The 13,868-nt window shown below is 64.8% G+C and carries 14 protein-coding genes and 1 pseudogene; 8 read left to right on the top strand and 7 right to left on the bottom strand.

The window, feature by feature from the left end; all coding sequences use genetic code 11:
- Positions 1-2 precede the first annotated feature (2 nt).
- The 3 genes from GT370_RS12170 to prpC all read right to left on the bottom strand — a co-directional run bounded on the left by GT370_RS12170 (position 3) and on the right by prpC (position 2,730).
- Positions 3-515, bottom strand: coding sequence for a Fur family transcriptional regulator (locus tag GT370_RS12170; protein ID WP_008494363.1), 513 nt, complete (start codon positions 513-515; stop codon positions 3-5).
- Positions 516-1,433 (bottom strand): methylisocitrate lyase, encoded by a 918-nt coding sequence (prpB, locus tag GT370_RS12165; RefSeq protein ID WP_008494364.1) that lies wholly within the window; start codon positions 1,431-1,433, stop codon positions 516-518.
- Positions 1,434-1,581: 148 nt separating this feature from the next.
- The gene (gene prpC, locus GT370_RS12160; protein WP_008494365.1) at positions 1,582-2,730 is read right to left on the bottom strand and encodes a bifunctional 2-methylcitrate synthase/citrate synthase; all 1,149 of its coding nucleotides are present in this window, start codon (positions 2,728-2,730) and stop codon (positions 1,582-1,584) included.
- Between the two features lie 117 nt (positions 2,731-2,847).
- Between prpC and GT370_RS12155 the strand changes: the two genes are divergently transcribed.
- From GT370_RS12155 to GT370_RS12130, 6 genes are all read left to right on the top strand, one after another.
- Entirely contained in the window at positions 2,848-4,263 is a 1,416-nt protein-coding gene (locus GT370_RS12155; protein ID WP_008494366.1) for a helix-turn-helix transcriptional regulator, read from the top strand.
- 254 nt (positions 4,264-4,517) lie between these two features.
- Entirely contained in the window at positions 4,518-5,072 is a 555-nt protein-coding gene (locus tag GT370_RS12150) for a hypothetical protein (RefSeq protein ID WP_270183124.1), read from the top strand.
- Positions 5,030-5,356: an energy transducer TonB gene (locus GT370_RS12145; RefSeq protein WP_008494368.1), complete on the top strand. Its 327-nt coding sequence runs from the start codon at positions 5,030-5,032 to the stop codon at positions 5,354-5,356. Before GT370_RS12150 ends, GT370_RS12145 begins: the two co-directional genes overlap by 43 nt.
- A gap of 124 nt (positions 5,357-5,480) precedes the next feature.
- Positions 5,481-5,852: a tRNA-binding protein gene (locus GT370_RS12140; protein ID WP_008494370.1), complete on the top strand. Its 372-nt coding sequence runs from the start codon at positions 5,481-5,483 to the stop codon at positions 5,850-5,852.
- Positions 5,853-5,989: 137 nt separating this feature from the next.
- Positions 5,990-6,388, top strand: a complete 399-nt coding sequence (locus GT370_RS12135; protein ID WP_008494371.1) for a VOC family protein — start codon at positions 5,990-5,992, stop codon at positions 6,386-6,388.
- Between the two features lie 27 nt (positions 6,389-6,415).
- Positions 6,416-6,961, top strand: a complete 546-nt coding sequence (locus GT370_RS12130) for a GNAT family N-acetyltransferase (protein WP_008494372.1) — start codon at positions 6,416-6,418, stop codon at positions 6,959-6,961.
- A gap of 58 nt (positions 6,962-7,019) precedes the next feature.
- Here GT370_RS12130 and cobT read toward each other — a convergent pair.
- The 3 genes and pseudogenes from cobT to GT370_RS12115 all read right to left on the bottom strand — a co-directional run bounded on the left by cobT (position 7,020) and on the right by GT370_RS12115 (position 10,433).
- Positions 7,020-8,895 (bottom strand): annotated as a pseudogene (gene cobT / locus GT370_RS12125) (cobaltochelatase subunit CobT).
- A 4-nt stretch (positions 8,896-8,899) separates the two neighbouring features.
- Positions 8,900-9,904 (bottom strand): cobaltochelatase subunit CobS, encoded by a 1,005-nt coding sequence (gene cobS / locus GT370_RS12120; RefSeq protein WP_008494374.1) that lies wholly within the window; start codon positions 9,902-9,904, stop codon positions 8,900-8,902.
- A 55-nt stretch (positions 9,905-9,959) separates the two neighbouring features.
- Positions 9,960-10,433 carry a J domain-containing protein gene (locus GT370_RS12115; protein WP_270183123.1) on the bottom strand — a complete coding sequence of 158 codons (474 nt, stop codon included), beginning with the start codon at positions 10,431-10,433 and terminating at the stop codon, positions 9,960-9,962.
- Positions 10,434-10,654: 221 nt separating this feature from the next.
- On the opposite strand from GT370_RS12115, the gene GT370_RS12110 reads away from it, so the two are divergent.
- Positions 10,655-10,939, top strand: a complete 285-nt coding sequence (locus GT370_RS12110) for a BolA family protein (protein WP_026439737.1) — start codon at positions 10,655-10,657, stop codon at positions 10,937-10,939.
- 69 nt (positions 10,940-11,008) lie between these two features.
- Positions 11,009-12,382, top strand: coding sequence for a sugar porter family MFS transporter (locus tag GT370_RS12105; RefSeq protein WP_008494377.1), 1,374 nt, complete (start codon positions 11,009-11,011; stop codon positions 12,380-12,382).
- 49 nt (positions 12,383-12,431) lie between these two features.
- Here GT370_RS12105 and GT370_RS12100 read toward each other — a convergent pair whose 3' ends face one another.
- Positions 12,432-13,868 (bottom strand): mannose-1-phosphate guanylyltransferase/mannose-6-phosphate isomerase, encoded by a 1,437-nt coding sequence (locus GT370_RS12100; RefSeq protein ID WP_008494378.1) that lies wholly within the window; start codon positions 13,866-13,868, stop codon positions 12,432-12,434.

Here is a 13,868-nt window from a genome sequence, read left to right as displayed (position 1 = left end):
GTTCAGGCCGGCTGTTCGGCGCAGTTGGCGCACAGCCCTTCGACTTCGATGACGGCGCGGCTGATGGAAAACCCCTGCCGCGCGGCGGCACTGGCCAGGGCGTGCGAGACCGCGTGATCCTCGATCTCCGTCACCGCGCCGCAACGTTTGCAGATCAGAAACTGCGCGTCGTCATGATGATGGTCCGCCTCGGCGCAGGGCACGAAGGCGTTCAGCCGCTCGATCCGGTGGATCAGCCGGTTTTCCAGCAGAAATTCCAGCGAGCGATAAATGGTCGGCGGCACCGCGGATTTGCGGATCGGCTTCAGCTGGTCGAGCAGCTGATAGGCCGTCACCGGCGCGCTGGCCTGCAGGATCAGCTCCAGCACCTCCCGCCGCAGGGCGGTGAGCTGGGTGCCGTGCTGCGCGCAGGTGGCCTCCGCGGCCTTGATCCGGGCGGCAATCTCGGTCTCGTGGGGTGGGGCGGCATCGTGCGGCATGGAGAGGATATAGTGTATCCATGCCGCCTGGGCCATCTATTGCGGCATGGCTTCGGGGATGATGGTTTTCACGATGGTCGCATCCAGCGCCTCGAACCCGGCATAATCGATGGTGGCGTAGAGATCCTTGCGGGTGAGCATCTGCTCGACGCAATTCTGCGCCCCGCCATCCTTGGCGATGGCCTTGTAGAGCTTCTCCTGCGCCAGGGCGGCGACGCGCAGCGAAGTGACCGGCCAGATCACCATCTTATAGCCGAAATCCTCGAACTGTTCCTTGGTATAGAAGGGGGTGCGGCCGAATTCGGTCATGTTGGCGAGCAAAGGCGTGCCCTGCATGCGTCTCGCGAATTCGCGGAACATCTCCTCGGTGTTCAGCGCCTCGGGGAAGATCGCATCGGCGCCGGCTTCCATATAGAGTTTGGCCCGCGCCACCGCGCCGTCGATACCCTCCGAGGCGGCGGCATCGGTGCGGGCGATGATGTAGAGATGCCGGCGCGCATGCCGGGCGGCGGCGATCTTCGCCGCCATATCCTGCGCCGGGGCGATTTTCTTGTCGTTCAGATGGCCGCATTTCTTTGGCAGGATCTGGTCTTCCAGATGCACCGCGGCGGCACCGGCATCCTCGAAGCTGCGGACCATGTGCATGACGTTCAGCGCCTCGCCATAGCCGGTATCGCCATCCACCAGCACCGGCAGGCCGGAGGCGCGGGCGACCTGGCGGATGAAGAAGCAGACTTCATCGACGGTGATGATGCCGAGATCGGGCAGGCCCATCGAGGCGGTCATCGCGGCGCCGGAGAGATAGGCGGCCTCGAAGCCGGCGTCTTTGGATTGCTGGGCGGCGAGGCCGTTATGGGTGCCGGGAATGCCGAGAATGCCGGGGCGGGCGAGCAGGGCGCGGAAACGCTCGCCGGCGGGGACGTTGGAATAGGATTCAGCGCTCAAATAGGTCATCGCGGCACGCTCCAAAATTATAAAAGTTTTTGGGGTGCAGCCCTTTTTTCAAAAAGGGCTGCAAAATGTGTGGGGGTGGCGGTGGCGTTGCCATACGTCACGGTCTTTCGCCGCTTTTTTGAAAAAAAGCGGCACCAAAAAACTTTTGCTACCGATCCTCAAGCTTCACGAACGGCAGATTCTCCGGCCCGGTATAGTTGGCCGAAGGGCGGATGATCTTGCCATCAATCCGCTGCTCGATCACATGCGCGCTCCAGCCGGCGGTGCGGGCAATGACGAAAAGCGGCGTGAACATCAGCGTCGGCACCCCCATCATGTGATAGGAGACAGCGGAGAACCAATCCAGGTTCGGGAACATCTTCTTCGCCTCCATCATCACCGCCTCAATCCGCGCCGCGATATCGAACATGGCGGTGCTGCCCGCCTCCTCCGAAAGCTGCCGGGCGACACGCTTGATCACCACATTCCGCGGGTCGGCGATGGTATAGACCGGATGGCCGAAGCCGATAATGACCTCCTTCTTCTCCATCCGCGCGCGGATATCAGCCTCCGCCTCGTCCGGGGTCGCGTAGCGCTTCTGCACCTCGAAGGCGAATTCATTGGCGCCGCCATGTTTGGGGCCGCGCAGCGCGCCGATACCGCCGGTCAGCGCCGAATACATATCCGAGCCGGTGCCGGCGATGACCCGCGCGGTGAAGGTGGAGGCGTTGAACTCATGCTCGGCATAGAGGATCAGCGAGGTATGCATCGCCCGCACCCAGCTCTTGGAGGGGCTACGCCCATGCAGCAGCCGCAGGAAATGCCCGCCGATGCTGTCATCCTCGGTCTCGACCTCGATGCGTTTGCCGTTGGTGGAATAATGATACCAATAGAGCAGCGCCGATCCGAGCGAAGCCATCAGCCGGTCCGCGATGTCCTTCGCCCCCGGCTGGTTATGGTCATGCGCCTCGGGCAGGATGGTGCCGAGCACGGAGACGTAAGAGCGCATCACATCCATCGGATGCGCGCTGGCGGGGATCTGCTCCAGCACCGCGCGGGCGGCAGCGGGGATGCCGCGCATCGCCCGCAGCTTGGTTTTGTAGGCGGCGAGCGCGGCCTTGTTCGGCAGCGTGCCATGGACCAGCAGATGCGCGATTTCCTCGAATTCCGCCGCCTCGGCGAAATCCAGAATGTCATAGCCGCGATAATGCAGGTCATTGCCGGTGCGCCCGACGGTGCAAAGCGCGGTATTGCCGGCGGCGATGCCGGACAGGGCGACGGATTTCTTCGGCTTCGGCAGCGTGGCGGTATCGTTCATCGCATTCTCTCCTGCGGCTTGGGCGTTTGCGTTGGAGATATCCTATGGGTGCGACGCGTCCAGAGGAATGATGCGAAGGCGCTGGACGGATTTTGTTAATTTTGCAAATTTAAACGTATGAAAGCGCCAAAAATCTTCGCAGGGACGAGGCTGCGCCAGGCCCGCGAGCGCGCCGGGCTGACGCAGCGGGCGCTCGCCGTGGAATTGGGGATTTCGCCCAGCTATCTCAACCAGATCGAGGCGGAGCAGCGGCCGCTGACCGCCCGGCTGCTGGCCCGTGCGGCGGCCAGGCTGGATTTGCCAAGCAGCTATTTCCAGGATGGCGAGGATGCCAGGCTGGCGCAGCAATTGCGCGAGGATCTGGCCGACCCGCTATTTCGCGCCCATCCCGGCGCGCCAGCGCAGATCGAGGCGCTGGTGCGCGGCGCGCCGCATCTGGCGGAAGCGTTCGCGACCCTCTACCGGGCCTACGACTCGCAGCGCGCCGCCCTGGCCCACGCCCCGGCCAGTCTGCCGTTATTTCCCTATGACGAGGTGCGCGACTGGGTGCAGTCCCGCCGCAACCATTTCGAGGCGCTGGACCGGGCGGCGGAGGCGCTGTTCGAGGGGCAAGGGTTTTCGCCGCTGACGTTGCGCGAGGATCTGCGCCGGTATCTGCGCGACGCCCACGGGATTTCGGTGAGTGCGGCGCCCGGCCTGCTGGCGGAGGGGATGTTCTGGCGGCTCAATCGCCGTGCCAAGGCGCTGCATCTGGCCGCCGAGGCGGCGCCGGAGAGCGAGATGTTCTGGCTGGCGCATGTGATCGCCCGGCTGGAGCAGGAGCGGGCGATCGAGGCGGAGCTGCGCCGGGTGCGGTTTTCGGCCGAGGAGACGTACGGCCTGGCGCGGCTGGCGCTGGTGAATTATTTCGCCGGGGCGCTGGTGCTGCCTTATGGCCGGTTTCACGATGCGGCCAGAACGGCGCGCTACGATATCCAGCGCCTGCAGCGCCAGTTCGGGGCGAGTTTCGAGCAGGTCTGCCACCGGCTTTCCACCCTGCAGCGGCCGGACCTGCCGGGGATCCCGTTCTTTTTCGCCAAGACCGACATTGCCGGGAATGTGCTCAAGCGCTCCTCCGCCACGCGCTTTCAGTTCGCGCAGTTCGGCGGGCCGTGCCCGCTCTGGAATGTGTACCGGGCGTTTTCGCATCCTGGCGAAATCCTGGTGCAGCTGGCGCGCACGCCGGATGACGCGATCTATCTCAACATCGCCCGCACGGTGGGGCGGGGCGGCGGGTCTTACCTCTCCCGGCCACGCGCGGTGGCGGTGGTGCTGGGCTGCGAGACCCGCCATGCGGCGCAGACAGTGTATGCGGCGGGGCTGGATCTCGGCAATGCCAAGGCGGCGGAGCCGATCGGCCCGGGCTGCCGGGCTTGTTCGCGGACCGATTGCCGCCACCGCTCGGTGCCGCCGCTGGGCGCGGCGCTGGATACCGGCACGGCCGCGCGCGGCGTGGTGCCGTATCGGCTGAAGAGTGAGGTTGCAGGCGGCTGAGGCCATTGCAAATCCCAGCAGCACAGGCACAAAATTTTCGGGGTGGGGGGCAAAAACACCCCACGTCTTTCTCTACCAGAACCGATGCGCGGATCCGCAACTGGCCATCGCATCACAGAAGCCATTCAGCGCCACAGGACGATGCGGATGAAGATTGTTCCTGGGCCGAGATCATCACGATCATTGCACCGCGCGGTTAAGCCCTGGTAGCATTTTCGGGTGATCGGCGCATTTGAAATCGGGTATTTGGCGGCATGACCGGGGCGGCGGCGCGGCTGCGCCTGGTTGGCGTGGCGCTGGCACCTGAGCTGTCGCGGCTGCGCGCGGCGGAAGCGGACCGGCTGCAGGCTGTGCGCATCGCCCGGCCCGGCTGGCCATGGCGCATGGCGCTGCTGGCGGTGGCCGCGCATCTGGCGGCGGTTGTGGCCTTGCTCTGGCTGGGGCGGCTGGTGCTGCCGAAGCCGCCGCCGGAGCCGATCGCGATCAGCATCGTCTCCGAGACCGCGCCGCAGGGTACCATCCAGCCGACACCGAAAACCTCTCCCCTACCGCACCCCGCCCCGCCAGCCCCAAGCGCGGCCCCGTCATCCAGCCCGCAAACGCCGCCGACGCGCAGCCCGGCGCCGGCGCTGCCCGCGCCGCCCAGCCCGAAGGCCGATCTGCCGCCCCCGCCGCCCCCGCGCCCGCCCCAACCCCGGTGGCTGCGCCGGCCCCGCCCAAGCCGGCCAGGGAGGTGGCCAAAGCATTGCCGCCCGCCGCCCCGTCAATGTCCGGCGCGAAAATCAAGGCGCAGAAGCAGGCGGCGGTGACGGTGGCGGTGCTGCATCCGGCGGTGGCCTTTGCCGATAACCAGGCCCCGGATTATCCGCGCGCGGCGATTCTGGCCGGCGAGCAGGGGGTGGTGCGCTTCAGGCTGATCGTCGGCCCGGATGGCCGGGTGGAGCGCTTCGAGCTGACCCAGAGCAGTGGCTATGCGGATCTGGATGCGAGCGTGCGCACCGCAGCGCTGGGCTGGCGCTACCAGCCGGCGACGCGCGGCGGGGTGGAGGTGCCCTCCATCGTCACCTTCCATGTCCGTTTCGTGCCGCATTGAGAACGTGCGAGAGCGTATTCCGCTCACCTTCGCGCGCGGAGCACGCTCTCGCTTTTTGTTTGAGCGAGCAACTTTATCCGATCAAACGATTCCGTTTGATCGGATGTTGCTCTAGCATTTGCACATGCATCTCACTCATCCGCATGAAGCCCCCGCCGCCGATCAGATCGATTTCAACCAGTTTCTCGCCGTGGATATCAGGGTGGGCACGGTTCTGACCGCCGAGCCCTACCCGGAGGCGCGCAAGCCGGCCTACAAGCTCTCCATCGATTTCGGGCCGGGGATCGGGGTGAAGCGCTCCAGCGCGCAGATCACCAAACATTATACGCTGGAGGAGCTGGTGGGGCGGCAGGTGGCGGCGGTGGTGAATTTCCCGCCCCGGCAGATCGGCAAATTCATGTCCGAGGTGCTGACGCTGGGGTTTCCTGATGCGGAGGGCGAGGTGGTGTTGTTCGCGCCGGATCAGGGCGTGCCGAATGGGGCGAGGTTGTTTTAGGGGCGGCGGAGGGCGGTCTGTCCGGTGATGAGCAAGTAATCCAAGAAGCAGACATCAAAGACAGGCTAACGGGGCAACGGTAGTCGCCATGAATGTATCGCTTGCAGCGTTCAAAATGCTCGATTTAAGATATTTACATGCTTTCAGCTGTACAGCTTCGCGTTGCGCGTCCAACTGACAATATCGAGGCTTTGATTCCATTTTATCGAGACGGTCTCGGATTGGACGTATTGTGTCGATTTGAAAATCACAATGGCTTTGACGGCATTATGCTAGGAAAAGTCGGTGTTATTTTTCATTTTGAGTTCACCCGTGCACAAGGCCATACGGTCGGTCGGGCACCGACACAGGACAATCTTTTGATATTCTACCTACACGATCACGACGAATGGACTGCCGCTATAAATAGCATGAGATCTGCGGGATTTATGCCTGTGCCGGCGTTCAATCCATATTGGGATAACTTTGGCTGTACTTTTGAAGACCCTGACGGTTACAGGATCGTTATCCAGCGTGGCAGCTGGGAACCTGAATGAACGTCGCATTTTGAGGGTAAGGGAAACATGAGTGCCATCCAGCTTCGCGTCGCAAACTTAAGTGATGTAGGTTCGCTCGCCGCTGTGCATGTTGCGGCCTGGCGTGAGTCCTATCCAGGCATTCTTCCCGATGAGATGTTGGCGGCTCTTTCCGTTGAAGCTAGAACCGACATGTGGCGTGAATTCCTTAGTGCCCCAGCGACGTCAGCGGAAACAAAAGTCTATGTCGCCGAAATGCATGGGCAAATAGTTGGTTTTGGCTCTTGTGGGGGGCAGCGTGAGAAGGCGCTTGCACAGCTGGGCTTTGGTGGTGAGATTAGCGCAATATATCTGTTGCGGTCTCATCAGCGTTTGGGGCTGGGACGCTCGCTTATGACGCAAATGGCGCAGGCTCTGACGAAGTTAGGTTTCGTAGGGGCCGCGCTATGGGTATTGCGCGAAAATATCGCAGCCCGTGGCTTTTACGAACGGCTTGGCGGCACGTTGGTTGGCGAGAAAAAAGATGAGAGGCCAGACGCCACGTTCGACGAGGTGGCATATGGCTGGCGCGACCTGACGCTATTCGCCCGCTAATGGACGCTCCACGCGATGCTTTAAACGGTAAAATTGGGGCGCAAGCCGCCCCACCCCCTCACGCAACCATCGTCGATTGCCGGCTCGCAAACCTTGCCCAGGCATCCGCCGCGTCCTCGTCGAACAATTCCGTCAGCTTGCGCATCATCGTGCCGCCCAGCTCCTCGGCGTCCACGATCGTCACCGCGCGGCGGTAATACCGCGTCACGTCATGGCCGATGCCAATGGCGATCAGCTCCACCGCGTCGCGGGATTCGATCTCCTTGATCACGTCGCGCAGATGCCGCTCCAGATAATTCCCGGCATTCACCGAAAGCGTTGAATCATCCACCGGCGCGCCGTCCGAGATCACCATCAGAATCCGCCGGTGCTCCGGCCGGTTCAGCAGCCTTTTATAGGCCCAGAGCAGCGCCTCGCCGTCGATATTCTCCTTCAGAAGCCCTTCGCGCAGCATCAGCCCGAGATTTTTGCGGGCCCGGCGCCAGGGTGTGTCGGCGGCCTTGTAGATGATGTGGCGCAGATCATTCAGCCGTCCGGGATGCGCCGGCTTGCCCGCCGCCACCCAGGATTCGCGGCTCTGCCCGCCCTTCCAGGCGCGGGTGGTGAAGCCCAGAACCTCCACCTTCACCGCGCAGCGCTCCAGCGTGCGGGCGAGAATATCCCCGCACATCGCCGCCACGGTGATCGGCCGGCCGCGCATCGAGCCGGAATTATCGATCAGCAAGGTCACCACCGTGTCGCGGAAATCCGTGTCGCGCTCGCGCTTATAGGTCAGCGCCAGCAGCGGGTCGGCGATGACGCGCGAGAGCCGGGCCGGGTCCAGCATGCCCTCTTCCAGATCAAACTCCAGGCGCGGGTCTGCTGGGCGAGCAAGCGGCGCTGCAGCCGGTTGGCGAGCTTGGAGACGACCGCCTGCAGATGCTGCAGCTGCTGGTCGAGCTGGGTGCGCAGCCGCCCCAGCTCGTCCGGGTCGCACAGATCCTCGGCCTCGATCTCTTCGTCATGGGCGCGGGTGAAGGCGCGGTAGCTGGTATGGTCGTCGCTGGGGGCGGGCGGGCGGCGCTGTTGCGGGCCGGCCGGGGCCTCGCCATCATCCGCGCCCATATCCTGGGCGTCCTCCTCGTCCTCGCCGGGCTCGTCCGCGCCCTCGGCCTCGGCCATTTCCGGGCGGAGGCGAGCATCGGGGCCTCCTCCTGCTGGCTCTCGCCCTGGCTGTCCTGGGAATTATCCTGCTGCGGCGTCTGCTCGCCGCCCTCATTCTCTTGCTCGGACTCGTCATCGTCACCCGGCTCCACCTCGCCCTCGGCCAGCTCCATGGCGGCGAGCAGCTTGCGGGCGGCGGTGATGAAATCGGTCTGGTTGTCGCGCGCGGCGGCCAGCTCGTTCAGGGCGCTGTTGGCATTGGCATCCAGCGCGTCCCGCCAGAGCGCCAGAGCCGGCTTGGCGGAGTCGGGGATCGAGCCCGGGTCCATCTTGGCGCGAGCCATCAGCGCGAGAGCGGCGGTCAGTGGCAGCTGGTCGCGGGCGGTGATCTGGTCCAGCCCTTGTTGGATATAATCATCCCCCAGCCTGGTGCGCAGATTGGCGGCGACACCGGCCATGAATTCCGAGCCGACCACCTCCACCCGCGCCTGCTCCAGCGCGTCGAACGCCTCCTTCGCCTCGCGGCTTTGCGGGGCGCGGGCATTATGCAGGCCGTCATCATGGTGGCGCAGCCGCAAAGCGATGGCATCCGCCGCAGCGCGCAGCTTCAGCATCTCCGGGTCGGCCAGCGCGCGGGAGGGGGCGGGCAGGCGGGCGCGCTTGCCCACCAGCCCGGAGGGGCCAGGCTGATATGCCACCTGCACATCCGCCGTGCGCGCCATGGCGCGCAGCGTGCTCGCGGTGGCGCGCTTGAAGTCCTCCGCCCGGCCCTGGTCCTGCTTGCCGCTCATCGGCTCAGGCGCTCTTGCGCAGGCCGGTCGGGATCTCTTCGTTGAAGCAGCGCTGGTAATATTCCGCCACGGTCTGGCGCTCCGCCTCGTCGCATTTGTTCAGGAAGGTGAGCCGAAAAGCGAAGCCGAGATCACCGAAAATCCGCGCATTCTCCGCCCAGGTGATCACCGAGCGCGGGGACATCACCGTGGAGAGATCCCCGGCGATGAAGCCGGCGCGGGTGAGGTCGGCCAGCGCCACCATCGCGCCGACGCGCTTCTTCTCCGCCTCGTTCTTGGCATCGATCCCCATCTTCGCCATCACGATGGCGACTTCCTGGGCGTGCGGCAGATAGTTCAGCGTGGCGACGATGTTCCAGCGGTCCATCTGGCCCTGATTGATCTGCTGGGTGCCGTGATAGAGGCCGGTGGTGTCGCCCAGCCCCACCGTGTTGGCGGTGGCGAACAGCCGGAAGGCCGGATGCGGGCGGATGACGCGGTTCTGGTCCAAAAGCGTCAGCTTGCCCTCGACCTCCAGCACCCGCTGGATCACGAACATCACATCCGGGCGGCCGGCATCATACTCGTCGAACACCAAAGCGCAGGCATGCTGCAGCGCCCAGGGCAGGATGCCCTCGCGGAATTCCGTCACCTGCTTGCCGTCCTTGAGCACGATCGCGTCCTTGCCGACGAGATCGATACGGCTGATATGGCTGTCCAGATTGACGCGGATGCAGGGCCAGTTGAGCCGCGCCGCCACCTGCTCGATATGGGTGGATTTGCCGGTGCCGTGATAGCCCTGCACCATCACGCGGCGGTTGAAGGCGAAGCCGGCGAGGATGGCGAGCGTGGTCTCGCGGTCGAATTTATAGGTCGGGTCGATCTCGGGCACATGCTCGGTGCGCTGGGAGAAGGCCGGCACCTCGAGGTCCGACTCGATGCCGAAGAGCTCGCGGACCTTCACCGTGATATCCGGCAGATCGATCGCCGAGGTCGGCAGGGGGCGGGTTTCGGTGGCGACGTCGTTCATTCAATCCATTCCTAATTGCTTCGCGCATGGGGCGCTTGGGCCGGCGGCCGGAGGGTCAGGGTGAGGCGGCGTAGGCGTCCGGCTGCGGCGACATTGTCAGTTTGCCACGAAGCGCCGCATAGGCAAGGTTGATCGTCTTCAATCTTTCCTCGGCCGCGGCATCGCCGTGGTGGATGTCGGGGTGGTGGCGCTTCACCAGCTCCTTGTAGCGGGTCTTCACCATCTCCAGCGTCACCGGCCAGGCGAGGCCGAACACATTCAACGGGTCCCGCAATTCAGCCGGCGTATCCGAAGCGGGCGGCTTTTTCTGCGGGCGCTTGCCGAAGGCGAAGGCGTGCAGCTCCGCCTCGATCGCCTCTTCCAGGCGGGCGGCGCGGCCGTTCTGGCCCAGCGGCCAGGTGGGACGCTGCCATGAGGAATCCTCCCGGGTGGCCGCTTCGATCTCCTCGGGCGACATGCCCTTATAATAATCCCAGGAGGCATTATAGGCGCGCACATGTTCCAGGCAGAACCAATGGAATTCGCGCAAGGTGGAGCGGGATTTCGGCGCGCGGAATTCGCCCGCCAGGGCGCAGCCCGGGCTTTCGCAAGGCTGGCCGGGGCGGCCGGGTCCGGCACATAGGCTCGGCGGCGGCTGGTCGGCTTGTCGTCGGAAGAATACATGGGCCTAATGTGCGCGTTGAGAGGCCGCGCGGCAACATGAACTTCGCCCGCCATGCGCGCGGCGCGGGACAGAAAACGGAGCAGATGATGACAAGCAGGCTTGACCGCATACGTACCACCCTGGAGGCGGGCTTCGCGCCGCTGGCGCTGGAGATTGAGGATGAAAGCCGCCGCCATGCGCATCATGGCGAGCGCAACGGCCTGCCGGCGGGCGAGACGCATTACCGCGTGGCGATGGTCTCCGCCGCCTTCGCCGGGCAGAGCCGCCTGGCCCGCCAGCGCGCGGTGAATGAGGCGCTGAAATCGGAGTTCGAGACCGGGCTGCACGCGCTCTCCTTGGCCCTGCGCACGCCGGAGGAGGCGGCCGGCTGACCCCGTTGCGTGCTTGAATCACCCGCCTGGCGGCCCAACCTGCTGATCCAGAACGCAGGAGAGCACAGCATGCGCCGCCAGATGGGGTTTGGAACGATCGCGATTGTAGCCGGCTTGGGCGGGTTGCTGTTTGGCTATGATACCGGGGTGATCTCCGGGGCGCTGCTTTATATCCGCGAGAGTTTCAGCCTGTCGGGGGCGATGCAGGGCGTCGTGGTCGCGGTGACGCTGGCCGGGGCGGCGCTGGGCGCGGCCTTTGCCGGGGCGCTGGCGGATGCGCTGGGGCGGCGGATCGTGCTGCTCTTCACCGGGCTGGTGTTCGTCGCGGGCGCGCTGCTCTGCGCTGCCGCCTGGTCGCTGCCGGCCTTGATCGCCGGGCGGCTGGTGGTGGGGCTGGCGATCGGTGTGGCCTCGATGCTCACCCCGCTCTACCTCTCCGAAATCGCCCCGCCGGAGAAGCGCGGCGCCATCGTCACCATCAACCAGCTTTTCATCACCATCGGCGCGTTTCTCTCCTACGTGCTGGATTATGCGATGACCTTTCTTGCCCATGGCGGCGGCGGGCATGATGTGGTCTGGCGGGCGATGCTGGGGCTGGCGGCGATTCCCGGGGCGGCGCTGCTGATCGGCATGGCGCTGCTGCCGGAGAGCCCGCGCTGGCTGCTGGCGCACCAGCAGGAGGAGAAGGCCAAGGACGCGCTGACCAGGCTGCGGCCAGGACGCGATTCCGGGGAGGAGTTTGCGGCCTTGCGCCAGGATATCGCCGAGGCGGACAAGCAGCGCGCGCCCTTCAGCCGGCTATTCGCCGCCGGGGCGCGGCTGCCGGTGATGATCGGGGTGGGGCTGGCGATTTTTCAGCAGATCACCGGCATCAACACGGTCATCTATTTCGCCCCCACCATCTTCAAGGATAGCGGCATGACCGGCAGCGCCGGGGCGATTCTGGTGACGGCCGGGATCGGGCTTATCAATGTCATCCTCACCATCATCGCCATGCGGCTGCTGGACCATGCCGGGCGGCGTGCGCTGCTGCTGGTCGGGCTGGTGGGAATGTTTGTGAGCTTGCTGGGCATCAGCGCCTGCTTTGCCATTGGGCTGCATGCTGGCGGTGGCCATCTGGTGGCGGTGCTGGTGATCCTGCTGATCGCGGCTTACGTATCCTTCTTCGCGATCGGGCTGGGGCCGGTTTTCTGGCTGCTGATCGCGGAGATTTTCCCGCTGGCGATCCGCGGGCGCGGCATGAGCCTGGCGACCATCGCCAATTGGGGCTTCAACATGCTGGTCTCGCTGACCTTCCTCGATCTGCTGAAGGGGATCGGCCAGAGTGCCACCTTCCTGGTCTATGCGGTGCTGACCGGGGCGGCTTTTCTGTTCACCTACAAGCTGGTGCCGGAAACCAAGGGCCGCTCGCTGGAGGAGATCGAGGCGCAAATGCGCGGCTAGAGCAACATCCGATCAAACGGACTCGTCTGATCGGATACAGTTGCCCGCTCTAGCTCCGCCCGTAATGGTCCTCGATTCTAACGATATCATCCTCGCCGAGATAGGAGCCTGACTGGACCTCGATCAGGGTCAGCGGGATTTTTCCCGGATTATCCAACCGGTGGACACAGCCGAGCGGCAGATAGATGCTCTCATTCTCCTGGATCAACAGCTCCTCGGTGTCACGCGTCACCAAGGCACAGCCGGCGACGACCACCCAATGCTCGGCGCGATGGAAATGTTTCTGCAGCGAGAGCCGGCGGCCGGGCCAGACGACGATGCGCTTCACCTGGAAGCGCTCGCCCTGGATCAGGCTTTCATAAAACCCCCAGGGGCGATAGCTGCGATATTGCGCCTCCGCCTCCGGCCGCTTCTGGGCCTTCAGCTTGTCGACGATTGTCTTGACGTTCTGCGCCTCGGATTTATGCGCCACCAACACCGCATCCTGGGTGGTGACGACGACGAGATCCTGCACCCCGAGCAGGGCGGTGAGCATGCCCTCCGAGCGGGCGTAGCAATTCTCGGCATTTTCCAGCACCACGTCGCCCTGGGCGAAATTGCCGGCGGAATCCTTCGGCGCGATCTCGGCCAGAGCCGACCAGGAGCCGACATCCGACCAGCCAAGAGCAGCTGGCACGACGGCGGCCTTATGAGTCTTCTCGGCAATCGCATAGTCGATCGAGATATCTGGCGCGGCGGCGAAGCTGGCCTCATCCAGCCGGATGAAGTCCAGATCGTCATGACGCGCGGCAACAGCGGCACGGGCGGCGGTGAGCACTTCGGGAGCCAGAGATTGCAGCTCCTCGATCATGATATCGGCCCGGAAGATAAACATGCCGGAATTCCAGAGATAACCGCCTTCGGCGAGCATCTGCGCGGCGCGGCTGGCGTCGGGTTTTTCCACGAAACGGGCCAGCTTGTGCACGCCGGAGAGGTTGGGCAGCGCCTCGCCCTGGGCGATATAGCCATAGCCGGTCTCGGCTGCCGTCGGCTGCATGCCGAAAGTGACGATATAGCCGGCGCGGGCCGCGGCGGCGGCTTTCGCCAGCGCCTCATGCAGGGCCGGCTCATCCTGAATGGCGGCATCAGCGGCCATGATCCAGAGCACGGCATGCGGGTCGGTCTCGGCGGCGAGCAGGGCGGCGGCGGCGATGGCCGGAGCAGAGTTGCGGCCCACCGGCTCCAGCAGGATGCGCGGCGCCTTCACCCCGGCATCGCGCAGCTGTTCGGCGACGATGAAGCGATGCTCCTGATTGGCAACAACGATCGGGGCGGCGAAGCCAGCGCCCGTGCCGCGCAGGGCGGTTTCGGCCAGCATCGGGGTGGTGGAGAGCAGCGGCCAGAATTGCTTAGGGAAGCTCTTGCGCGAAACCGGCCAGAGCCGCGTGCCGGAGCCGCCGCAAAGAATCACCGGGACGATCTTTTGGTCCGCGTTCTGGTTCGACAT

Source organism: Acidocella sp. MX-AZ03 (assembly GCF_027626035.1).
Lineage (GTDB): Bacteria > Pseudomonadota > Alphaproteobacteria > Acetobacterales > Acetobacteraceae > Acidocella > Acidocella facilis.
The sequence above is the reverse complement of the archived record's forward strand: the minus strand, read 5'-3'. Positions and strand labels throughout refer to the sequence as shown.